General features: G+C 63.3%; 19 protein-coding genes. 6 read left to right on the top strand and 13 right to left on the bottom strand.

Annotation, left to right across the window (positions count from 1 at the left end):
• Positions 1-86 precede the first annotated feature (86 nt).
• The 3 genes from CLU90_RS12200 to gmk form a co-directional block, all read right to left on the bottom strand.
• Complete coding sequence (locus tag CLU90_RS12200) at positions 87-2,369, bottom strand: RelA/SpoT family protein (protein ID WP_092710970.1); 2,283 nt, start codon at positions 2,367-2,369, stop codon at positions 87-89.
• An 81-nt stretch (positions 2,370-2,450) separates the two neighbouring features.
• A complete protein-coding gene (gene rpoZ / locus CLU90_RS12195; RefSeq protein WP_010400723.1) occupies positions 2,451-2,654 on the bottom strand; it encodes a DNA-directed RNA polymerase subunit omega in 204 nt (67 codons plus the stop codon).
• A gap of 55 nt (positions 2,655-2,709) precedes the next feature.
• Positions 2,710-3,348 (bottom strand): guanylate kinase, encoded by a 639-nt coding sequence (gene gmk / locus CLU90_RS12190; protein WP_077407781.1) that lies wholly within the window; start codon positions 3,346-3,348, stop codon positions 2,710-2,712.
• 210 nt (positions 3,349-3,558) lie between these two features.
• Here gmk and CLU90_RS12185 point away from each other — a divergent pair, with 210 nt between their 5' ends.
• Positions 3,559-3,969 (top strand): DoxX family protein, encoded by a 411-nt coding sequence (locus CLU90_RS12185; protein WP_100428039.1) that lies wholly within the window; start codon positions 3,559-3,561, stop codon positions 3,967-3,969.
• 15 nt (positions 3,970-3,984) lie between these two features.
• Here the strand turns inward: CLU90_RS12185 and CLU90_RS12180 are convergent, their stop codons facing one another.
• Both CLU90_RS12180 and CLU90_RS12175 read right to left on the bottom strand, forming a co-directional pair.
• Positions 3,985-4,311, bottom strand: coding sequence for a hypothetical protein (locus CLU90_RS12180; RefSeq protein WP_092710964.1), 327 nt, complete (start codon positions 4,309-4,311; stop codon positions 3,985-3,987).
• Between the two features lie 3 nt (positions 4,312-4,314).
• Positions 4,315-5,205 (bottom strand): YicC/YloC family endoribonuclease, encoded by an 891-nt coding sequence (locus CLU90_RS12175; protein ID WP_092710961.1) that lies wholly within the window; start codon positions 5,203-5,205, stop codon positions 4,315-4,317.
• Positions 5,206-5,505: 300 nt separating this feature from the next.
• On the opposite strand from CLU90_RS12175, the gene rph reads away from it, so the two are divergent.
• The 3 genes from rph (at position 5,506) to hemW (ending at position 8,228) form a co-directional block, all read left to right on the top strand.
• Positions 5,506-6,234: a ribonuclease PH gene (gene rph, locus CLU90_RS12170; RefSeq protein WP_092710958.1), complete on the top strand. Its 729-nt coding sequence runs from the start codon at positions 5,506-5,508 to the stop codon at positions 6,232-6,234.
• Positions 6,235-6,372: 138 nt separating this feature from the next.
• Positions 6,373-6,957 carry an RdgB/HAM1 family non-canonical purine NTP pyrophosphatase gene (gene rdgB, locus CLU90_RS12165; RefSeq protein WP_092710955.1) on the top strand — a complete coding sequence of 195 codons (585 nt, stop codon included), beginning with the start codon at positions 6,373-6,375 and terminating at the stop codon, positions 6,955-6,957.
• Positions 6,954-8,228, top strand: coding sequence for a radical SAM family heme chaperone HemW (gene hemW, locus CLU90_RS12160; protein WP_100428038.1), 1,275 nt, complete (start codon positions 6,954-6,956; stop codon positions 8,226-8,228). The genes rdgB and hemW overlap by 4 nt, the downstream gene beginning before the upstream one ends.
• On the opposite strand, the gene CLU90_RS12155 is transcribed toward hemW, so the two are convergent.
• The 3 genes from CLU90_RS12155 to CLU90_RS12145 form a co-directional block, all read right to left on the bottom strand.
• Complete coding sequence (locus CLU90_RS12155; RefSeq protein WP_100428037.1) at positions 8,225-9,397, bottom strand: tetratricopeptide repeat protein; 1,173 nt, start codon at positions 9,395-9,397, stop codon at positions 8,225-8,227. The genes hemW and CLU90_RS12155 overlap by 4 nt on opposite strands.
• A 153-nt stretch (positions 9,398-9,550) precedes the next feature.
• Positions 9,551-11,281 carry a methyl-accepting chemotaxis protein gene (locus tag CLU90_RS12150; RefSeq protein ID WP_100428036.1) on the bottom strand — a complete coding sequence of 577 codons (1,731 nt, stop codon included), beginning with the start codon at positions 11,279-11,281 and terminating at the stop codon, positions 9,551-9,553.
• A gap of 121 nt (positions 11,282-11,402) precedes the next feature.
• Positions 11,403-12,476: a patatin-like phospholipase family protein gene (locus CLU90_RS12145; protein WP_100428035.1), complete on the bottom strand. Its 1,074-nt coding sequence runs from the start codon at positions 12,474-12,476 to the stop codon at positions 11,403-11,405.
• A gap of 204 nt (positions 12,477-12,680) precedes the next feature.
• On the opposite strand from CLU90_RS12145, the gene CLU90_RS12140 reads away from it, so the two are divergent.
• Positions 12,681-13,532 carry a hypothetical protein gene (locus CLU90_RS12140; protein ID WP_157808811.1) on the top strand — a complete coding sequence of 284 codons (852 nt, stop codon included), beginning with the start codon at positions 12,681-12,683 and terminating at the stop codon, positions 13,530-13,532.
• 67 nt (positions 13,533-13,599) lie between these two features.
• Here CLU90_RS12140 and tal read toward each other — a convergent pair whose 3' ends face one another.
• From tal to zwf, 3 genes are all read right to left on the bottom strand, one after another.
• Entirely contained in the window at positions 13,600-14,535 is a 936-nt protein-coding gene (gene tal / locus CLU90_RS12135; protein WP_034753971.1) for a transaldolase, read from the bottom strand.
• 91 nt (positions 14,536-14,626) lie between these two features.
• Positions 14,627-15,481, bottom strand: a complete 855-nt coding sequence (locus tag CLU90_RS12130) for an SIS domain-containing protein (RefSeq protein WP_034750862.1) — start codon at positions 15,479-15,481, stop codon at positions 14,627-14,629.
• 87 nt (positions 15,482-15,568) lie between these two features.
• Entirely contained in the window at positions 15,569-17,041 is a 1,473-nt protein-coding gene (gene zwf / locus CLU90_RS12125) for a glucose-6-phosphate dehydrogenase (protein ID WP_046685898.1), read from the bottom strand.
• A gap of 563 nt (positions 17,042-17,604) precedes the next feature.
• Here zwf and CLU90_RS12120 point away from each other — a divergent pair.
• The gene (locus tag CLU90_RS12120) at positions 17,605-18,558 is read left to right on the top strand and encodes a chemotaxis protein (protein ID WP_034750860.1); all 954 of its coding nucleotides are present in this window, start codon (positions 17,605-17,607) and stop codon (positions 18,556-18,558) included.
• 287 nt (positions 18,559-18,845) lie between these two features.
• On the opposite strand, the gene CLU90_RS12115 is transcribed toward CLU90_RS12120, so the two are convergent.
• Positions 18,846-19,742, bottom strand: a complete 897-nt coding sequence (locus CLU90_RS12115; protein ID WP_092710937.1) for an SMP-30/gluconolactonase/LRE family protein — start codon at positions 19,740-19,742, stop codon at positions 18,846-18,848.
• 14 nt (positions 19,743-19,756) lie between these two features.
• Positions 19,757-21,421 carry a glucose-6-phosphate isomerase gene (pgi, locus tag CLU90_RS12110; RefSeq protein ID WP_100428033.1) on the bottom strand — a complete coding sequence of 555 codons (1,665 nt, stop codon included), beginning with the start codon at positions 21,419-21,421 and terminating at the stop codon, positions 19,757-19,759.
• Positions 21,422-21,442: the final 21 nt, after the last annotated feature.

The following is a 21,442-nucleotide window of genomic DNA, read 5'->3' as shown; positions in this document are numbered from 1 at the left end:
CAGGGTCAGTCGCTTCGCGATCGGAATCCGCCCCATTGGGGCGGATTCCCCCTGAGGGTCTGACCCCAGCTTTTTGCCAACAATTCTTAGTTACGTTCGCGCAGGATGCGGTTCACGCCGGCCACTCTGCGTACATTGCGCAGCAGGGCGGCCAGGTGGACCCTGTCCTTGACTTGCACGGTGAAGCGCAGCTGGTCGAGGACGTTGTCCTTGTCTTCGTCCATGCCCACGTAGATGATGTTGGCGTCGGATTCGCCGATTTCGGCGGCGACTCTGGCCAGGATGCCCCGTTCGCTGTTGATCAGCACTTTGATGCGGCAGTCGAAGCGGCGGTTCAGTTCGGTTCCCCAGCGTACGGCGATCCAGCGGTCCGGTTCCTTGGCGCGCTGGCGCTTCGCTTGCGAACAGTCGCTCGTGTGCACGAGCAAGCCCTGGTCGCGGCGCAGCTGGCCGATGATCTGGTCGCCGGGAATCGGCAAACAGCATGGCGCCAGCTGCACGGAGACGCCTTCGCTGCCGCAGATGGTGACGGGGTCGAGCTCGCTGCCGCTGTTGTGTTCCACCGGCATGCTGGCCGCTTCGCCGCCGATCAAACCGAAGATGTGGCGCGCCACCAGGGTGGCCATGCGCTTGCCGATGCCGATGTCCGCATACAGCTCGTCCATGGAATTGGCGCTCGATTCGTTGAGCAGGCGTTCGACCAATGGCGCTGGCAGGTCGGCGTCGATGTTCAGCGTCTGCAGCGCCTGCGACAGCAGCTGCTGGCCCAGGGCGATCGATTCGGGCAGGTTGATCGTGCGCAGATGGTGGCGGATGGCCGAACGGGCCTTGCCGGTGCGCACGAACGACAGCCACGTCGGACTGGGGCGCGACGAGGAATCGGTGATGATTTCCACGATGTCGCCGTTGTGCAGCTCGGTGCGCAGGGGCGAGGTTTCGTTGTTGATCTTGACGGCCACGGTCTGGTCGCCGATGCCCGTGTGGATCGAATAAGCGAAGTCGATGGCCGTGGCGCCGCGCGGCAGGGCGATGATCTTCGACTTCGGCGTAAACACGTAGACGGAATCGGGGAACAGGTCGACCTTGACGTGTTCGAGGAATTCGGCCGAGTCGCCCGTCTGCTGCTGGATGTCGAGCAGCGATTGCAGCCACGCATGGGTGCGCTGCTGCAGGTCGGACGGGTTCGATTCGCCGCTCTTGTACAGCCAGTGCGCCGCCACACCGGACTCGGCCGTGCGGTGCATTTCCTGCGTGCGGATCTGGAATTCCACGGGCGTGCCGTAGGGGCCGATGACGGTCGTGTGCAGCGACTGGTAGCCGTTCAGCTTGCGGATCGCGATGTAATCCTTGAACTTGCCCGGCATGGGCTTGTACAGGCTGTGCAGGGTGCCCAGGGTCACGTAGCAGTCGGCAAAGCTGCTCACCACCACGCGGAAGCCGTACACGTCCAGCACTTGCGAGAACGACAAATGCTTGCTGCGCATCTTTTTATAGATGTCGTACAGGGTCTTTTCGCGGCCCGTGACGTCGGCCTCGAGTTCGGCCATGGACAAGGTGCTTTTCACCGCTTCCATGATCTTGTTGACCACTTCGCGCCGGTTGCCGCGCGCCGCCTTGACGGCTTTCGCCAGGGTGCGGTAGCGCATCGGGTACAGGTGCGAGAACGACAGGTCCTGCAGCTCGTGGTAGATATTGTTCAGGCCGAGGCGGTGCGCGATCGGTACGTACACTTCCATGGTCTCACTGGCGATGCGGCGTTTTTTTGCCGCCGTCATGAAGTCCAGGGTGCGCATATTGTGCAGGCGGTCGGCCAGCTTGATCAGGATCACGCGCACGTCGGACGCCATCGCCAGCAGCATCTTGCGGAAGTTTTCCGCCTGCGCTTCGATCTGGGTCTGGAATTCGATCTTTTCCAGTTTCGACAGGCCGTCGACCAGGTGCGCCACCGGTGCGCCGAAGCGCTCGATCAATTCATCCTTCTTGACGTCCTGGTCTTCCATCACGTCGTGCAGCAGGGCTGCCATGATGGCTTGCGCGTCGAGTTTCCAGTCGGCGCAGATTTCAGCGACGGCGATCGGATGCGAGATGTACGGCTCGCCCGAGCGGCGCATCTGGCCCAGGTGCATTTCGTCGGAGAAGCGGTAGGCTTCCTTGACTTTTTTCAGGTCGGCGGGAGACAGGTATTCGGCCAGCTTGTCGGCCAGGTGGCTGACGGAGGCCACGCCCAAGGCGGGTGCCGGCGGCACTGCGGAGGGATTGCCGCCGGACGTGCCGACGCCGGGCGCGGAAGCGCCCTGCGATTTTGCCGCCTGGCGCGGGGCCAGGGGCGGCAGTGCTGCGGAAGTCGTGTCGGCTGGGGTCAGACTCATAAAACGTCGCGTTGCTTCACAGTGTGAATAAAGGATACGGTAGAACCAGGGGTCAGCACTGTTCCGGCACGCGGGTTCCCACTACATCGGGACCTTTTTCAGCATTTCGATGCCGACTTTACCGGCAGCGATTTCACGCAGTGCGACTACGGTAGGCTTGTCCTTGGCTTCCACCTTAGGGGTGTGGCCTTGCAACAACTGGCGTGCGCGATAAGTCGCAGCCAGGGTCAGCTGGAAACGGTTAGGGATCTGCTTCAGGCAATCTTCGATTGTGATACGGGCCATAGTAACTCCTAAAATTTTTGCGTGGTGCTGTGTATGAACTGGCGTGCAGGCTGGATTACTCTGCGTGCAGGCCCAGCTGGGCGAATAGCGATGCGTTGCGGGCCGCTTGTTGCGCAAACCGGCAACGGGCCGCTCTCACGATCGCGCTCAGTTCGGACAAAGCGACCGTAAACTCTTCATTGATAATAACATACTCGAACTCGGGAGCGTGTGCGATTTCGCCGCCGGCCGCCAGCAGGCGGCGCGTGATCACGTGCGGCTCGTCCTGGCCGCGCTTGTTCAAGCGTTCTTCCAGCGCATCGATCGATGGCGGCAGGATGAAAATGCCGGCCGCGCGGGGAAATTGCTTGCGCACCTGGCGCGCGCCCTGCCAGTCGATTTCCAGCAGGATATCGGTGCCGGCCAGCATTTGCTGTTCCACCATGATGCGCGAAGTGCCGTAGTAATTGCCATGCACTTCCGCCCATTCCAGGAACTCGCCCTGGTCGGCGCGCGCGACAAAGTCTTCCGCCGTCGTGAAATAGTACTCGCGGCCATGCTGCTCGCCCGGACGGGGCGCGCGCGTGGTGGTCGAGATCGACAGTTTGATGCCGGGCTCTTGCGCCAGCAATGCATTGACCAGTGTCGATTTGCCGGCGCCCGATGGCGCGGCGACCACGAACAGGCTGCCGGAGAAGGCGGTAGGGTGGCTCATGCGGATCTTTCCATATGCGTGTGATGGCGGCGTTTGCGCTTGCATGGGCGCCGCCCAATTCGGTATTTTACCAAGAGGCAAGGCGGCGAGCCAGCCCCGCGATGCGCGATGCCGCCAGGCCTGCGCATATTTTGCTTGTGATCCTGAAGAAATAGTTATTTAATTTGGAATGGTTTTTTCTTGATAACTATTTGCCGACAGGATGCGTGCATGAAAAATTTCCCATTTCTCAGTGTTGCCCAGGCCATGCTGCTGCTGCGCGTGGCCATCGCCGTCATGTTCATGGCGCATGCCATCGTGCGCATCGCCAACGGCACCATTCCCCGCTTTGCCGGTTTCCTGGAAGACAAGGGATTCATGTACGGCCTGGCCGTCGTGTGGGCGATTACCGTCGTCGAAATCGTTTGCGGCAGTTTGCTCATCGCCGGCAAATACATGCGCTGGGCGGCGGCCGGGCTGATGGTGATCTGCGTCGGCGGCATCGTCATCGTGCATGCGGCCAAGGGCTGGTTCGTGGGCGAGCATGGCGCCGGCGGCGTGGAATACAGCATCGTGCTGTTTGTCGCCTGCGTCGTCATCGCCGCCAGCGACAGGGGGCGCGCCGGAGCGCGCCTGACGTAAGTTGCGTGCCCTGCCTCAGCGGGGCAGCCGGCCCAGGGCGATTTCGCCGCTATTGAGAACGATGGCCCGTCCATTCACATCGGTGCAGTCGCGGTTGCTGATGCGCACGATGGCGCTGTCGACCGAGACTTCCGCGCCCAAGTTGCTGCGCGAGCAGATGCGGTAGGAGGCGGCGTCGGCGCCCGTGTAGATGGCGGCGCCGCGTTCCTTGAGAGCGAAACACCCGGAGGTGCAGCCTTCAACCGCATACGGCGACGGCTGCTGCGCAGGTTGCGCTTGCGCGCCTGCCGCCAGCAGCGCCAGGGTGACGCTGGCGAGCGTCAGGATGCGTGGTGCGGTCATGGCTTACTCCAGGTTCTGCACCTGTTCGCGCATCTGCTCGATCAGCAGCTTCAAGTCCATCGACGCATCGGCCAGTTCCTTGACGGACGCCTTGGCGCCCAGGGTATTGGCTTCGCGATTGAGTTCCTGCATCATGAAGTCGAGGCGCTTGCCCACTTGCCCGCCCTTGGTGAGGATGTGGCGCGTTTCGCCCAGGTGAGCCGACAGGCGCGCCAGTTCTTCCGACACGTCGATGCGGATGCCGTACAAGATCACTTCCTGGCGGATGCGTTCCATGGCGTCCTGGCGCGACAGGGCCGAATTCGAGCCCTGGCTGGCCAGGCCCAGCGCATCCTGCATGCGCTCGATGGCTTTTTGCTGGAAGGCGGCGACGACTTGCGGGATCAGCGGCGTGATGCGCTTGACGATGGCTTCCATCGCCTCGATGCGCGACACCAGCACGGCTTCGAGCGCCGCCCCTTCGCGCTTGCGGCTCTCGACGAAGGCGGCCACGGTGCGGCGGGTCAGCGCGCCCACGTCCGCCTGCAGCGATTCCTGTCCCACTTGCGCTTCTTCGATGACGCCAGGCCAGCGCAGCAGTTCGGCCACCGTCATGACGGGGGCCGAGACAAAATGCTGGCCCACTTCGGCTTGCAGGCGCGCCAGCTCCGTCAGCAGGGGCAGGTTCAGCGCCTGCGTGCCGGCGGTCGCGGCCTTGCGGCCAAAGCTCAGGCGTACCTCGACTTTGCCGCGCGTGATGGCGGACATGACGGCGGCGCGCAAGTCGGGCTCCAGGGCCCGCAGATCGTCGTTGATCCGGAATTGCAGGTCGAGAAAGCGCGAGTTGACGCTCTTGATTTCAATTGTCAGTGTGCCTGCAGCACCTTCGCTGGTGGCAACCGCGTAGCCTGTCATGCTTGAAATGCTCAAAGGATTCCCCGATTTGATCTTGTATACAGTCACTTATACACTTAATCAGCCAGCGCAGGCAATACCGCCCGCGCCGCAAAACAGACCGAAGAGCACGATGGCCTGAAAATTGCTGAATAGTGTGCGTTTTACGGCATTGTAAAGAAAATTGTGTTTGGCGGGGCAGGATTGTATGGATCATGTGTGCACCGCCTGCCATTGCGCCTTGCGCTGTTGCATGGCCGCAAATAGACGGGCGCGCGGTGGTAGAATCGCTGCCGCAACCCCAATCACACAGGACATCCCATGACATTCGAATCCCGCCCGAGCGGCCGCGCCGTCGACGCGCTGCGCGCCATCCGCATCACCCGCCAGTACACCAAGCATGCCGAAGGTTCGGTGCTGATCGAGTGCGGCGATACCAAGGTCATCTGCACCGCCAGCATCGAAGACAAGGTGCCGGGTTTCCTGAAGGGCAAGGGCCAGGGCTGGATGACGGCCGAGTACGGCATGCTGCCGCGTTCGACGCACACGCGCATGGACCGCGAAGCGGCACGCGGCAAGCAGTCGGGCCGCACGCAGGAAATTCAGCGCCTGATCGGCCGCTCGCTGCGCGCCGCCTTCGATTTGCAGGCCTTCGGCGAACGCACCCTGCACCTCGATTGCGACGTGATCCAGGCCGATGGCGGCACGCGCACGGCCTCGATCACGGGCGCCATGGTGGCCGCGTATGACGCGTTTTCCCAGCTGCAGGCGCGCGGCGCGATCGCCGCCATTCCCGTGAAAAGCTTTGTCGCCGCCATCTCGGTGGGCGTCTACCAGGGCATGCCGGTGCTGGACCTGGACTACGTGGAAGACTCGGGCTGCGACACGGACATGAACGTGGTGATGACGGAAGCGGGCCACTTCATCGAAGTGCAGGGCACGGCCGAAGGCGCCGCTTTCGACCGCGCCGGCATGAACCGCTTGCTGGACCTGGCGCAGGGCGGCATCGCCGATCTGATCGCCCTGCAAAAGCAGGCCCTCGGCATGTAATCTTTACACAGATTTACATGTCATTGCCCGCCGCGCCGGGCAAAAAGCCCACACCTGCCGATTTTTCCGGCAGCGGCGGGGCAAGGTGAGGGGGACGCAAAAGGTTTACAATGTCGGCACTTCAACCGGACTACTGACATGACCCAACGCCTCATCCTCGCCTCCAACAACGCCGGCAAGCTCAAGGAATTCAACGAGCTGCTCTCGACCATCGGTTTTTCCGTCCACGCCCAGGGCGAGTATGACGTCCCGGAAAGCGACGAGCCGTTCCACACCTTCGTTGAAAACGCCCTGCAAAAGGCGCGCCACGCATCGCGCCTGACGGGCTTGCCGGCGCTGGCCGACGATTCCGGCGTGTGCGTCAATGCGCTGGGCGGCGCGCCGGGCGTGTACTCGGCCCGTTATGCGGGCGAGCCGAAATCGGATGCGGCCAACAGCGCCAAGCTGATCGCCGACCTCGAGGCGCATGCCGACAAGTCTGCCTATTACTATTGCGTGCTGGTGTACGTGCGCCATGCGGACGACCCGCAGCCCGTGATCGCCGACGGCCGCTGGAATGGCGAGATGATCGCCACGCCGCGCGGCAACGGCGGCTTCGGCTACGATCCGCACTTCTTCATTCCCGCGCTGGGCAAGTGCGCGGCCGAACTGACGTCCGATGAAAAGAACGCGCTGTCGCACCGTGGCCAGGCCCTGCGCGCGCTGGTGGAAAAGCTGCGATGATCCCGATCAAACTGGTGGGCGCCGTTGCCAAGTCGGCAGCCAGGCCCGGCGCCGCTCCCGCGCCGCAGGAAGGCATTTCCGGCGCGGCCGGGGCGGCCCTGAAATACCTGCAGCCGGGCGCGCTGAACCTGACGGCCCTGCCGCCGCTGTCGCTGTACATCCATTTCCCGTGGTGCGTGAAAAAATGCCCGTATTGCGACTTCAATTCGCACGAGGTGCGCGGCGACTTGCCGGAAGCCGAATACCTGGCCGCCCTGCGGCTGGACCTGGAAATGGCGCTGCCGCTGATCTGGGGCCGCAAGATCCACACGATTTTCATCGGCGGCGGCACGCCCAGCCTGATGTCGGCGGCGGGCCTGGACCGCCTGATGTCGGACGTGCGCACCCTGCTGCCACTGGAGCCCGATTGCGAAATCACCATGGAAGCCAATCCGGGCACCTTTGAAGCGGAAAAATTCAAGTCTTACCGGGCCAGCGGCATCAACCGTTTGTCGATCGGCATCCAGAGCTTCAATGGCCGCCATCTGCAGGCGCTGGGCCGCATCCATGACGACAACGAGGCGCGCCGCGCGGTGGAGATCGCGCACGCCAACTTCGACAATTTCAACCTCGACCTGATGTACGCGCTGCCCACGCAAACGCTGGACGAGGCGCGCCAGGACCTGGACACGGCGCTGGCGTTCGCGCCGCCGCACCTGTCGCTGTACCACCTGACGCTGGAACCGAACACCCTGTTCGCCAAGTATCCGCCCGTGCTGCCGGACGACGACGAGAGCGCCGACATCGCCGACATGGTGGCCGCGCGCGCGGCGCAGGCGGGCTATGGCCGCTATGAAGTGTCGGCCTATGCGCAGCCGGGCCGCCAGGCCAGGCACAACCGCAATTACTGGGAATTCGGCGACTACCTGGGCATCGGCGCGGGCGCGCATTCGAAGATATCGTTCCCGCACCGCGTGCTGCGCCAGGCCCGCTACAAGCAGCCGCGCGCCTACATGGACGCGGTACTGGCCGGCAACCCGGTGCAGGAAGAGCGCGAACTGGCGCGCGAGGAAATGGGTTTCGAGTTCATGTTGAATACCTTGCGCCTGACGCAGGGCTTTGCGCCGAACCTGTTTGCCGAGCGCACGGGCGTGGCTCTCAACGCCATCGAGCAGCCACTGAATGCGGCCGAAGCGAAAGGCTTGCTGTACCGCGACCATCAGGTCATCCGCCCGACGGAACGGGGATTGTGCTTCTTGAACGACCTGCAGCAAATGTTCCTGGAAGATTAATGCGAGGTGACGGCGCGCAGGCGCTGCAGCTTGGCCGCATAGAGCGTGTGGTCGCCGCGCGTGGTGCTGTTGCTCATCGCCAGTTCCAGCTGCTTGCCGGCCTGCTCCAGCTGGCCCAGGCGCGCATACGCCTGCGCCAGCCAGAAGTGGAATTCATGGTAGTACGGGTCGCGCGCGATTTCGCGTGAAAACAGCTGTATCGCCTGCACGTAATCGTTACGCTGCATGGCCGCCTTGCCCAGGTTGAAATAGTGGAAGGGCGGCTGCGGCTGCAGCGCCAGCAGGCGCCGGCGCAGCGGCAGCGCTTCATCGGGCAGGCCGGACGCTTCCAGCGCCTGCGCCAGGTTCGACAGCAGCACCGTATTGTCCGGCGCGCGCAGCAGCGCATGGGCGAGCGTGCGCCGCGCTTGCGCCAGGTCGCCATGGCGGAACTGGATCACGCCCAGGGTGTTGTAGGCGCCGCTGAACGAGGTATCTTGCAGCAGTGCCGCCCGGGCCCACCAGTACGCCTGGTCCAGCTGGCCCTCGCTCATGGTTTCGGCGGCGCGGTTGTTCATGTACATGGCGAGCACGGTCGCTTCGCTGATTTCGCGCGTGTGGTAGCCCGCCACGTCGCCGGACGGCAGGAAGTCGATCACCAGCATGCCCTTGGTATCGTATTTACTATTTTCGCCCAGGCGCTGGCCCAGCATCAGGTTGACGTGGCCGGCGACAAAATACATGTCGCCGCTGCGGCTCCAGCTTTCTTCGCCCAACACCTCCTGGTAGCGCACCTGCAAGCCCAGTTCATGCGCCAGCGCCGCCGTCATGATCACCAGCGACAGGCAGTTGCCCTGGCGCGCGGCGAACGTTTCGCGCGCATTGCGGGTCAGGGCCGCATCGTATTCGAGTTTCAGCCTGCTCTTGTCGTACAGGGCGTCATAGAGCGCCGCGCGGTTATTCTTGTTGCGCGCCTCGCGCCGCACTTGCGTGCCCACATACTGGCGCATGGTCTCGTCGATGGCAAAGACCTGGCTGGCGTCGATGGCGGCGGCCGGCGCGAAATCGCTGTCGTTGAAGATGGGGGGCAGGCTGGCGGGCGGTGCGACGCTGCAAGCCGCCAAAGCGCCGCAGAGCAGGGCGGCGCCCAGATGCTTGAAACAACGGGCGGCAACAAGATAGGGGCGCATGGTCTCTCCCTGGAGGCGCCGGCTGTCTCATGTCGCGGTGGCGCGCCAGTCCCACCTGAAACCAGTATCGGCGCGCCTGGCGCCGCTGTCAAATAGTTTCAAGCGCCTTGCCGCCGCCGGCGCGGCGCTTGAAACTGTGCTTGAAAGCCGGGCTTAAAATTCTTCCCAGTCGTCGCCGGCGATGTGCGATGGCGTTTTGTGCGCCGCAGCACCGGCCGCCTTCGGCGCTGCCGGTTTGCTTGCCTTGGCCTCAGGGGGGCGTGGCGCGAGCCTTGGCGTGCTGGCAATGGCGGTCTTGGCCGGCCGCGTGGCGCGCACCGGCGCAGTAGCAGTCATGTGTTCGAGCTGGAAGCCGGCCGCCACTTGCGCCAGGCGCGCCGCCTGGTCCTGCATGCTTTCGGCCGCGGCCGCCGCTTCTTCTACCAGGGCCGCATTCTGCTGCGTCACCTGGTCCATTTGCGCGATGGCCTGGTTGACCTGGTCGATACCCATGCTTTGCTCGGCGCTGGCGGCGGTGATCTCGGCCATGATGTCGGTGACCCTGCGCACGCTGTCGACCACTTCGCCCATGGTGCTGCCGGCCTGATGCACCAGCCGCGTACCGTTGTTGACCTGTTCCACCGAGTCGCCGATCAGGGTCTTGATTTCGCGCGCCGCAGCGGCCGAGCGCTGCGCCAGGCTGCGCACTTCCGTGGCGACGACGGCAAAGCCGCGTCCCTGCTCGCCCGCGCGCGCCGCTTCGACGGCCGCGTTCAAGGCCAGGATATTCGTCTGGAAGGCGATGCCGTCGATGACGCCGATGATGTCGACGATTTTCGTCGATGCCGTATCGATGGCGCCCATGGTGTCGACCACCTGGCTGACGATGCTGCCGCCCCGTTCGGCCACGCCGGACGCGGCCACCGCCATCTGGTTGGCCTGGCGCGCATTGTCCGCATTCTGCTTGACGGTGCTGGTCAGTTCTTCCATCGACGACGCCGTCTCTTCCAGCGAACTGGCCTGCTGCTCCGTGCGCGCCGACAGATCCTGGTTGCCGGCGGCGATCTCTCCCGACGCCGTGGCGATTGCATTGGTGCCCGTCTGCACTTCCGACACCACCTTGCGCAGCGCCTCGTTCATGCCGTGCAGCGCGCGCATCAGGTCGCCGATTTCATCGCTGGCGGCTTTGCCGAAATGCGTGCGCAAGTCACCGTCGGCCACCGTTTCGGCCACCTTCACGGCGGCCTTCAACGGTTGCGTGATCGAGCGCGTGATCAGCCAGGCGCAGACGCTGCCCAGCGCCACCACCAGTGCGCACAAGGTCAGCAGCAGGGTGAAGCTGCGCCCGTTGGCCGCCTCGATCGCATGCGCCGTCGCGTCGATGGCCTGGCGCTGCTGCGACAGCAGGGCCTTGACGTTGTTCTGGTACCTGGTGGCGGCGGGGGCAAAACTGTCGCGGTAGGTGCTTTCCGCCTGCGCCGCGTTGCCGGCCTTGCGTGCATTCATCACCAGGGTCTTGGCATCCTGGTACTTGACGCGTTCGGCGATGGACGCCTTGAAAATGGCTTTTTCTTCGTCGCTGTCGAGCAGCGCCTCGATTTTCTTCAGCAGTTCGCTGCCCTGTTTCGTGCTGTCGGCGATGGTGTCGGCAAACACGTTCGACAGGGTTTCATCCGTGCTCCTGGCGATCATCGAGGTGCGCGCGATGGCCGAATAGATCAGCACGTACCAGTCCGATACGAGGCGTTCCTTGGCCAGTGGTTTTTCCATCATTTGCCGCGTCGCCTCGGCATTCACGCTGGCGCTGTACAGCGCGTACGAGGTGGAAATGACGGACAGCAACAGCACCAGCGCGAAGCCTGCAGCCAGGCGCGTGCCGATACGAAGGTGGGAGAGGGCGTGCATGGTAGGAGCTCCTGTCGCAGAGGGGATTTAATTGCCTGTGCGACATAGTATGCACTGAGAAGCGACCAAGAAGCGAGGGAAAAGCGCGCTTGTTTCGGCGCCTGTTGCAGCCACGCCCGTGCTACAGATTTCCCGCCTGGCGCAGGTCCGGCTGCTCCGCCCAACGGGCGAAGGCGGCCGCCATGCGCTCGCTTTCCGCGATGGCGCGGCGCCAGTCGCGCATGCGCGCCGCGTGGTCCTGGCCGTAATGGGGGAAGTCGCGCCGGTCCGGCAGTTTGCCATTGGGCAGGCTGGCCACGAAGGCGGGCGAGGGCGAGACGAGGATCATGTTGTCGAGTGCGCTATCGCCGCTGCGCGCGCGGCGCCAGGGCATGGCCTTGTCCAGCCAGCCCGGCACGATATGGTCGGCAAAATGCGGATACAGCACGAGGTCCGGTTCGCGCTGGTAGGGCAGGTGCAGATGATAGTCGACCAGGCCGCCGTCCCAGTAGCGCCCGGGCGGCGCGCCGGCGATGTCCGTGACCGCGTCGAGCACCAGCGGGATGGAGCCGGAGGCCAGCAGCGCGTCGCGCAGGTTGTCTTGCGCCAGCGGCACGAAATGGGAATGAAAGGCGTCGAAGCGCGAGCGCAGCCAGCTGGCGCCGTCCGGTCCGGCATGGAACACGGCGCGTTCCAGCGAGGCGGCCAGGCGCGCGCGCGCCACGGCGTTGCCGGCGGCCGCCAGCAGGAAGCCGCGCCGGTCGCGCCATTTGCCCGGCTGCGCCAGCGCGCCGACGCCGCGCACGGCCAGTACCGACAGGCTATGTTGCGCATGCCGCAGCAGCTGCGCATCCTGGCCGTCGAGCACGGCGTCGAGCAGGGCGCGGCAGGTGCGGCTGACGTGCGCCGCCTCGGGCTTGTCGGGATAGCGCTGGCCCACGTATTCGCGCACTAGGCGGCGCTGCGCGGCCACCGGATCGGGGAACACGGCGGCGGCCATGCGCCAGGCGCCGATCGAGGCGCCGACGAAGTGGCGCTGGCGCGGCGCCTGCGGCAGGAAATCGCCGAACAGCCAGCAATCGAGCTGGTGCAGGATCAAGCCTTTCGGTCCGCCCGCGGCGGCAGGGACGATGGCGATATCGGCGGCGCGCACCCCGTTTTCGGCGATGCGGGCCCGGGCGCGGCGGCCCAGGCGGATGGTGATCGGTGATTGCATGAGTAGTCGTTGGCGGCCTGTAGCCAGGTATTTTACCGCCAGCGCGGCGCCACGACACAGTCGCGCTAGCTATAGTCGCATTGTTAGTATTAATAAAATTCTTTAAGGCAACCATTCTCCTGAGAAATGTTGCATAATATTGGACGTTGAATTTTTGGCATGTGCCAAGGATTCCTTATGTCTTGCTTTTTTTATTGGAATCGTATGCAACTGAATCACGCTGTTGTTCTGACCCTGATCGCCGCTTCGCTTGCCGCTTGCGGTGGTGGCGGCTCGTCCTCCCCATCCGACACGTCGGTTGCCGTGAACACGGCCAAGCCTGCCGATCCGGTGGCGCCCGTCGTTCCTGTCGTGCCCACAGCCACTGGCGAAAACACGGGCGCCGTCAGCGCGCGCTTTGTCAAAGGCGACAGTGCCCGTTTTGTCTTTGCCTCGATCGGCTTGCAGAGCAGTGGCAAGGCCGGTTCACTGGTGCAGGACGCTGCTGGCGCCCTGAGCGACATCAATGGCATCGTCTTCACCGGCAATCCGGCCGTCACGCGCGAAATTAGCGGCGATGCCAGCTTCGCGCAGGGACGCTGGTTCAAGGGGACGTTTACCAACACCTTTGGCGCCACCAGCTTGCCTGGCAATAACGCCAGCGCCCATTACGTTGCTTACAATGCCCTCGCCGCGCTGCCTGCCAGCGGCACGCCAAGCTGCGACGCGGGTACGTTCACGGCGCCGGCCTACACGGGTGGCGCCAGCGTCTCCTCGGATGCCAACTTCGGCAAGGCCAGCGGTACCGCCAGCGTGTCGTTCGATGCATCCGGCGCCAAGGTGGCGCTGTCCATCGATGCCAGCGCCGGTGGCAGCACGGGCAAGGTCAGCGCGTCAACGAGCATGGCTTCGGCCGCGTCGAGCAGCATTATCGGCGGCTACCTGTCGAGCGGCACGGGCGCGCAGCTGATGCTGGGCGACGGCGGCGCCGGCCGCTATCTGCTGATCGCCGCCTACAAGGCGCAGCTGGCCAATGGCGCCAATTACCAGGGCGTGGCCACGTTCCGTTGCTCCTGATCGCGCGGGCATGAAAAAAGCGGCGCCGTGCCATGCACGGACGCCGCTTTTTTTTCGCGTGCCGGAATTAACGCAGTGCCGCGATCATCTGTTTCAGCTTGCCGGAATCGACGCAGAAGGCGCGGATGCCTTCGGCCAGTTTTTCCGTCGCCATCGCGTCTTCATTCATCATGAAGCGGAAGGCTTCTTCGTTCAGCGACATTTGCACGATGTTGGTCGACGGCGCCGCTTCGGCGCTCAGCTTGCGTTCCACCGGCGCATCGCTGTCGGCCAGCTTTTGCAGCAGGTCGGGGCTGATGGTGAGCAGGTCGCAGCCGGCCAGTTCGAGGATTTGCGACGTGTTGCGGAAGCTCGCGCCCATTACCTCGGTCTTGTAGCCGAACTTGCGGTAGTAGTTGTAGATGCGGCGGACCGATTGCACGCCCGGGTCTTCCGCGCCCATGTAGTCGATGCCCGTCGATTTCTTGTACCAGTCGTAGATGCGGCCGACGAACGGTGAAATGAGCTGGGCGCCCGCTTCGGCGCAGGCAATCGCCTGCGCCAGCGAGAACAGCAGGGTCATGTTGCAGCGGATGCCTTCCTTTTCCAGGATGGCGGCGGCGCGGATGCCTTCCCAGGTGGAGGCGATCTTGATCAGCACGCGCTCGCGCGGGATGCCCGCGTTCGAATACAGGGCGATCAGGTCGCGGCCCTTGGCGACGGTGCCTTCCGTGTCGAACGACAGGCGTGCATCGACCTCGGTGGAGACGCGGCCGGGGATGGTTTGCAGGATTTCCACGCCAAACGCGATCAGCAGGCGGTCGATGATTTCGGCGGTCGAGGCGTTCGGATGGTCGCGCACGGCCTTTTCCAGCAGCGGCTTGTATTCATCCTTCTGCACGGCCTTCAGGATCAGCGACGGATTCGTCGTCGCATCGCGCGGCGTGTAGGCCTGGATCGATTGGAAGTCGCCGGTGTCGGCCACCACGGTAGTAAATTGCTTCAGTTGTTCGAGTTGGTTCATGGCGAAAGATGATAGTTAAAGTGGTCGGAGTCGGGGTCAGACCCGCCGGGTCTGACCCCAGCCGTCTGCTGCTACTCCGGAACTATACCCCTCAGCCAATAAAAGAATCAAACTGCATGTCGAATTCCTGCAGCGCCTTCTGCGCATTCTGCATCTTCTTGCGGAACTCCGGTCCCCGTTGCAGGGCCAGGCCCACGGCCAGCACGTCGATCACGACCAGGTAGGCCAGGCGCGCGGAAATCGGGGTGTAGGGATCGGTGTTGAAGACCAGGTCGATCGGGATCAGCACGGTCGCCAGGTCGGCCAGCGGGGTGCCCGAAGGGGCCAGCACGACGACGTCGGCGCCGCCGCGGCGCGCCAGTTTCACGGAGCGTACCAGGGCGGGGCTGTTGCCGCGCTGCGAGATGGCCACCAGGCAGTCGCCGCCGCGCAGCAGGGCAGCGGCGATGCTGTGGATGTTCGGATCGCTGTAGGCGACCGTCGGCACGCCCGAGCGGAAGAACTTGTGCTGTGCGTCGGCCGCCACGATGCCCGACGTGCCCTGGCCATAGAATTCGATCTTGCTGGCGCGCGACAGGATGTCGAGCGCGCGCTGGATCGCTTCCGGGTTCAGGTTGTTGCGCAGGTCGAGCAGGGTGTTGATCGAGCGGCTGCAGATTTTATTCACCAGGTCGGCCGCCAGGTCATCCTGCGCCGGCTGCTCGTTCGCGCCCGGCATGGCCAGGGCCAGGCCCTGCGCCAGCTTCAGCTTGAATTCATGCCAGCCGTCATAGCCCAGGGTGCGGCAAAAGCGCACCACGGTCGGTTCCGACACCTGCGCGCTTTTCGCCAGCGCCGTGATGTTCTGGCTGACCGTCTGGTTAGGCTGGTCAAGCACGGCCAGCGCGACCTTCTTCTCCGACTTGGAGAGCGAATCGAGCTGGGTGCGGATGGAATCAAGCAGCATCAGGGTAGTCTTCTGGTAGGTGTTCAGGAGTGTGGGGATGACAGGTAAAGGGCCTGCCCATCTGCGGGCAGGCCCTTGTCTTGCCTGTTAATCCTCGGGTAATGCTTCTTCACGCCACTGCAAGCCATCGCGGCCGATCAGGGCGCTGGCGGCCGCCGGGCCCCAGGTGCCGGCCGTGTACGGAATCGGCGCGCTGTCGTTCTGTTCCCAGCTGTCGAGAATCGGTTCGACCCATTCCCAGGCCGCTTCCAGTTCGTCGCCGCGCATGAACAGGGTCAGCTGGCCGCGCAGCACGTCGAGCAGCAAACGCTCGTAGGCGTCCATGCGCGGGGTCTTGAACGATTCGCGGAAATCGAGTTCCAGTTCCGCCGGTTTCAAGCGCATGCCGTCGCCCGGGGTCTTCGCCATCAGATTCATGCGCAGGCCTTCGTCCGGCTGCAGACGGATCACCAGGCAGTTCGGCTGGAAGCTCGACGTCGGCTGGTTGAAGATCGAGTGCGGAATCTGCTTGAAGCGCACGACGATCTCGGCCAGGCTGTCGGCCATGCGCTTGCCCGTGCGCAGGTAGAACGGCACGCCGGCCCAGCGCCAGGTGTCGATTTCGGCCTTCAGGGCAACGAAGGTCTCGGTGCGCGAATGTTCCGGCGCATCGGGCTCGTCGCGGTAGCTCGGCACGGTGGCGCCGTCCACGTGGCCGGCACGGTACTGGCCGCGCACGATGTTTTGCGCCAGGGTGGTGGGCGTGAATTTTTTCAGCGAGCGCAGCACTTGCAGCTTTTCATCGCGCACGGCGTCCGGCGCGATCGAAGTCGGCGGCTCCATGGCGACGATGCACAGCAGTTGCAGCAAGTGGTTTTGCAGCATGTCGCGCAGCGCGCCCGAGGTGTCGTAGTAACCCATGCGGTTGCCTACGCCCAGTTTCTCGGCGATGGTGATCTGCACGTCGGAAATCCATTCGCGGCGCCACAGCGGTTCGAACAGGATGTTGCCGAAGCGCAGGGCCAGCAAGTTCTGCACGGTTTCCTTGCCCAGGTAATGGTCGATACGGTAGATCTGCGATTCCTGGAAGACCTTGCCCACTTCGGCGTTGATCTGCTTGGCGCTGGCCAGGTCGCGGCCCAGCGGTTTTTCCAGCACCACGCGCGAGTTCGGCGTCACCAGGCCGTTGTCTTCCAGGTTGTCGCAGATCAGGGCGAACAGATGGGGCGGCGTCGCCAGGTAGTACACGCGCGTCAGGTCGGCATCGCCGCGCAGCGCTTCGACCAGTGGGGCATACGTGGCCGCATCGCTGGCGTTGAGCGACACGTACACGATGCGCGCGCAGAATTTGCTCCAGGTGGCGGCATTCAGGGTGCTGGCCTTGATATGCGGGCGCGAGTTGGTTTCCACCATTTTCAGGAAAGCATCCTGGCCGCTGTCCTGGCGGCCCACACAGATGATGCGCGCCGTCGGCGGCAAATCGTTCGCGACGTCGCGCGCATACATTGCAGGCAACAACTTGCGCATTGCTAAATCGCCGCTGCCGCCAAACAGGACCAGGTCAAAATCGGTAAGTGCCATAAGTGAGTGTCGTCGCAAAAGTAAAAGGGCCGGAGCGGGGAGGAAACCGACCGGAAGTGCCAGTCTGTCGCTACTATAATCGATGGTGTAAATTTACTACGTAGAACAGGCAATTGCAAGAAATTTTACTACATTCCAGCCGCTGCCGTCGCCATTTTGCCCGCTATGCCTGCCAGCGATGCCGGCATGGCCATTATATGCCGTTCACCGGCGCTGGCGCAGCGTCGTGCTTGTCACATGGCTTTTCAAAGCAACCATGGTTGCCAGGGAAATTTCTAGTTCTCTCCATCATCATTTGCGCTGTAGCAACAGGCAAATCAAGAAATGCTGCCAGTATCGCCGTTGGCAGCGTAAAGTAGCTTTGAGGAAAGTAAAAAACCGTATAATTCAAGCTCGAATCGATAGCAACTATTGGTTGTATGAAATTGCACGATACACACTGCACCGCTAGCGCCGGCCATGCCCCGAACCCGCCATCCGACGTCCGTGCGACGTGCAGTCCGCACTGTCCGCAGCATCAGGGGCAGGCGACTTAACTTTACAAGACGGCTCAAGGGGACACAATGAATTCAATGCAGCAAGATGTCGATGAACGCACCAGCCTGACGGGCAATAACAAATTCGAACTGTTCCTGTTCAAGCTGGGCACCAGCGATCACTCGACCAGCCGCGAACTGTTCGGCATCAATGTGTTCAAAGTCCGCGAAATCATGGAAATGCCGGCCATCACGGCCGTGGCCGGTTCGCACCCGCACATGCTGGGCGTGGTCAATATCCGTGGCCAGATCGTGCCCGTGATCGACTTGCCGATGGCGGTCGGCTGCAAGAGCAGCGGCTTGAAGATCCTGATGGTGACCGAATTTGCCCGCTCGACACAGGCGTTTGCCGTGGAAGAGGTCGATGAAATCGTGCGCTTGGAATGGAACCAGGTGCTGTCGGCCGAATCGAGTGTCGGTGGCGGCCTCGTCACCAGCATCGCGCGCCTCGATGGCGACACGGACAAGACGCGCCTGGCGCAAGTGCTGGACGTGGAGCAAATCCTGCGCAATGTGCTGCCGTCGGGCGACCCGGACGTGGACGAGAACAGCATCGGCCCGCAAGTGCGCTTGCCGGCCGGCGCCGTGATCCTCGCGGCCGACGATTCCTCGCTGGCCCGCTCGCTGATCGAAAAGGGTCTCGAAGCGATGGGCGTGCCTTTCATCATGACCAAGACGGGCAAGGAAGCATGGGAACGCCTGCAGGCGATCTCGGCCCAGGCGGCGACGGAAGGCAAGACGGCGAAAGACAAGGTCGCGCTGGTGCTGACCGACCTGGAAATGCCGGAAATGGATGGCTTTACCTTGACGCGCAACATCAAGAACGATGGCCGTTTCTCCAACATCCCCGTGGTGATCCATTCGTCGCTGACGGGTTCGACCAACGAAGACCACGTCAAGGGCGTGGGCGCCGATGGCTATGTGGCCAAGTTTGTGGCGGCTGAACTGGCCGAGACGATCCGCAAGGTATTGTCGCGGTAATTCGACACCGCTACGGTCAACAATGGTGTCGGATTACGCGGGCCTTCGTCCCGCTAATCCGACCTACGCCGTTGCACAAGAAAAAGCGCCTGACCCTTGCGGGTGCCGGCGCTTTTTCTTGCTGGCAAACGATTACGGCCGGTCCGCCACGTCTCTGGGCACGGGCAGTCCGGTAGGTCGGATTAGCGCAGCGAAGCTGCGCGTAATCCGACGCCGCCACGCTCAACAATGGTGTCGGATTACGCAGGGCTTTGCCCCGCTAATCCGACCTACGTGACTGGCAAGGATTACGCCTGGTAAGCTGTTTCCGGCTGGCCCGCCACGTCCACGCGCACGGACAGCACGTGGCCCGTCAACGGGTAGTCGGCGATCTCCGCAGCCGAACGGTTGTGGCTGGCGCTGGTGATGTACAGGGTGCGCAGGTCGGGCCCGCCGAACGTCACCATGGTGGGGCAGCGCACGGGCACGCTGATTTCGCCCAGCAGATGGCCATCGGGTGCGAAGCGCAAGATCTTGCCGCCTTCAAACATGGCCGACCAGTAATTGCCTTCGCTGTCAACGGCCGCGCCATCTGGGCGCCCGCCGTAATCAAACGCTTTCTTGTCCGTGGAAAAACGCTGGAACGGTTGCGGCGCGGAAATGGCCCCCGAGGCCGCATCGAAATCGAAGCGGTCGATGCGGTGCGTGGTGGTGTCCGAGTGGTACATGGTGCGCTTGTCCGGGCTGAAGCCCAGGCCATTCGACACGGTCATGCCGCCCGACCAGACCTTGCGCACTTGTCCCTTTTCCAGCACAAACATCTCTGCAGCGTCAGCGTTGCGCGGTTCGAAAATCGTGCCGACCCAGAAACGGCCTGCCGGGTCGACCTTGCCATCGTTGAAGCGCGTGGTGGCCATGTCGAAAGGCGCCGGGGCGATTTCCGCCAGGCTGCCCGTCTTCGTGTCGAGGTGGGCAAAGCCGCTGCGCAAGGCCACGATCAGGCCGCCGCCCGCATTGATGGCCAGCGCTGACGGTTCCGTCGGCATGCTCCATTGCTCATGCTTGCCGCTGGCCGGGTGCAAGCGGTGCACGGCGCGGCCATCGATATCGACCCAGTACAGGGCCGCTTCCTTGCCATGCCATAGCGGGCATTCGCCCACTTGCATGGGCTTGTCGCTCACTACTTTGATTTCGTAAATATTCATAAACCTCAATTAAGTTAGTACGCCGCCTTGGCGGCTTTCGCCAGGGCAATCAAGCCATTGGTCGAGCTGTCGTGGTGGTCGGGACGGGCTTCGCCCGTCAGTTCGGCCTGGATTTTCTTGGCGAGCACCTTGCCCAGTTCCACGCCCCACTGGTCGAAACTGTTGACGTTCCACAGGACGCCTTGCACGAAGGTTTTGTGTTCGTACAGCGCGATCAGGGCGCCCAGGGTGGTCGGGGTCAGCTGATCCATCAAAATGGTGTTGCTGGGGCGGTTGCCTGGGAAAGTCTTGTGCGGCACCAGCGCTTCGATCTCGCTGTCCGGCAAGCCTTGCGCCTGCAAGTCAAGACGCACTTCCTCGCCCGTCTTGCCCGTCATGAAGGCTTCCGACTGGGCGAAGCAGTTGGCCAGCAGAGCGTCGTGGTGGCCCGGCAAATCGTGCGTGGCGCGCAGGGCGGCGATGAAATCGATGGGCGTGATGTCCGTGCCCTGGTGCAGCAGCTGGAAATACGCATGCTGCGCATTCGTGCCGCAATCGCCCCAGATGACGGGGCCGGTCGGCACATCGACGGGCACGCCATCCTTGGTGACGCGCTTGCCGTTGCTTTCCATGTCCAGCTGTTGCAGATAGGCGGCAAAGCGGCTCAAGTCCTGGTGATACGGCGCGATGGAAACGGAGCCGCAGTCGAGGAACTGGCGGTTCCAGAAACCGACCATGGCCAGCACGACGGGCATGTTCTGTTCCAGCGGCGCCTGGCGGAAATGCTGGTCCATCGCATGCGCGCCGGCGAGGAAATCGCTGAAGTATTCAAAGCCCACGGACAGGGCCACGGCCAGGCCGATCGACGACCAGACGGAATAGCGGCCGCCGACCCAGTCCCAGAACGGGAACATATTGTCCGGTGAAATGCCGAAGTCGACGATGGCTTGCGTGTTGGTCGAGACAGCCACGAAGTGCTTGGCCAAGTCGCTTTCTTCGCCTTCGAGCAGGAACCAGGCGCGCGCCGTGTTGGCGTTGAGCATGGTTTCAGCCGTAACGAAAGTTTTCGATGCCACGATGAACAAGGTCGTTTCCGGATCGACCCTGGACAATGTCGCTTCCATGTCGTGGCCGTCGACGTTGGAAACGAAATGCATTTCCAGGCCCGGGTTGGCGTAGGAGCGCAGGGCCAGGCACGCCATTTTCGGACCCAGGTCCGAGCCGCCGATGCCGATGTTGACGATGTCGCAAATCGGCTTGCCCGTGTAGCCGAGCCAGCTGCCATTGCGCACCTTGTCCGTAAACGTCTTGACGCGTTGCAGCACATCTTGCACGTCGGCATCGATATCCTGGCCATCGACGACCAGCCTGGTGCCGCGCGGCGCGCGCAAAGCGGTATGCAGAACGGCCCGATGTTCGGTAAGATTGATTTTCTCGCCAGTGAACATGGCTTCGCGCTGCGCTTCCACGCCGCGCTCGCGTGCCAGGTCCATCAGCAGGCGCATGGCGGTGGCGTCGACCCTGTTCTTCGAGTAATCGAGCAGCAGGCCGGCCGCATCGACCGTCATGCTGGAAAAACGTGCGGGGTCGGCCGCGAACAGCTGGCGCAGATGCACGTCGCGCAGGCTGGCGCTATGCGCTTGCAGGGACTGGAAACTGGCGGTGGCGGTGATGGCGGGAGTGGGTGCTGGCTGGCGCATGGCGGTCGGCTTGGGTGCTTG

The sequence above is a fragment of the Janthinobacterium sp. 67 genome (genome assembly GCF_002797895.1).
Taxonomy (GTDB): domain Bacteria; phylum Pseudomonadota; class Gammaproteobacteria; order Burkholderiales; family Burkholderiaceae_D; genus Janthinobacterium.
The sequence above is the reverse complement of the archived record's forward strand: the minus strand, read 5'-3'. Positions and strand labels throughout refer to the sequence as shown.

Coding starts and splice junctions, on each gene's coding strand:
- CLU90_RS12200 (WP_092710970.1), bottom strand. CDS start 2,369: ATGAGTCTGACCCCAGCCGACACGACTTCCGCAGCACTGCCGCCCCTG.
- rpoZ (WP_010400723.1), bottom strand. CDS start 2,654: ATGGCCCGTATCACAATCGAAGATTGCCTGAAGCAGATCCCTAACCGT.
- gmk (WP_077407781.1), bottom strand. CDS start 3,348: ATGAGCCACCCTACCGCCTTCTCCGGCAGCCTGTTCGTGGTCGCCGCG.
- CLU90_RS12185 (WP_100428039.1), top strand. CDS start 3,559: ATGAAAAATTTCCCATTTCTCAGTGTTGCCCAGGCCATGCTGCTGCTG.
- CLU90_RS12180 (WP_092710964.1), bottom strand. CDS start 4,311: ATGACCGCACCACGCATCCTGACGCTCGCCAGCGTCACCCTGGCGCTG.
- CLU90_RS12175 (WP_092710961.1), bottom strand. CDS start 5,205: ATGACAGGCTACGCGGTTGCCACCAGCGAAGGTGCTGCAGGCACACTG.
- rph (WP_092710958.1), top strand. CDS start 5,506: ATGACATTCGAATCCCGCCCGAGCGGCCGCGCCGTCGACGCGCTGCGC.
- rdgB (WP_092710955.1), top strand. CDS start 6,373: ATGACCCAACGCCTCATCCTCGCCTCCAACAACGCCGGCAAGCTCAAG.
- hemW (WP_100428038.1), top strand. CDS start 6,954: ATGATCCCGATCAAACTGGTGGGCGCCGTTGCCAAGTCGGCAGCCAGG.
- CLU90_RS12155 (WP_100428037.1), bottom strand. CDS start 9,397: ATGCGCCCCTATCTTGTTGCCGCCCGTTGTTTCAAGCATCTGGGCGCC.
- CLU90_RS12150 (WP_100428036.1), bottom strand. CDS start 11,281: ATGCACGCCCTCTCCCACCTTCGTATCGGCACGCGCCTGGCTGCAGGC.
- CLU90_RS12145 (WP_100428035.1), bottom strand. CDS start 12,476: ATGCAATCACCGATCACCATCCGCCTGGGCCGCCGCGCCCGGGCCCGC.
- CLU90_RS12140 (WP_157808811.1), top strand. CDS start 12,681: ATGCAACTGAATCACGCTGTTGTTCTGACCCTGATCGCCGCTTCGCTT.
- tal (WP_034753971.1), bottom strand. CDS start 14,535: ATGAACCAACTCGAACAACTGAAGCAATTTACTACCGTGGTGGCCGAC.
- CLU90_RS12130 (WP_034750862.1), bottom strand. CDS start 15,481: ATGCTGCTTGATTCCATCCGCACCCAGCTCGATTCGCTCTCCAAGTCG.
- zwf (WP_046685898.1), bottom strand. CDS start 17,041: ATGGCACTTACCGATTTTGACCTGGTCCTGTTTGGCGGCAGCGGCGAT.
- CLU90_RS12120 (WP_034750860.1), top strand. CDS start 17,605: ATGAATTCAATGCAGCAAGATGTCGATGAACGCACCAGCCTGACGGGC.
- CLU90_RS12115 (WP_092710937.1), bottom strand. CDS start 19,742: ATGAATATTTACGAAATCAAAGTAGTGAGCGACAAGCCCATGCAAGTG.
- pgi (WP_100428033.1), bottom strand. CDS start 21,421: ATGCGCCAGCCAGCACCCACTCCCGCCATCACCGCCACCGCCAGTTTC.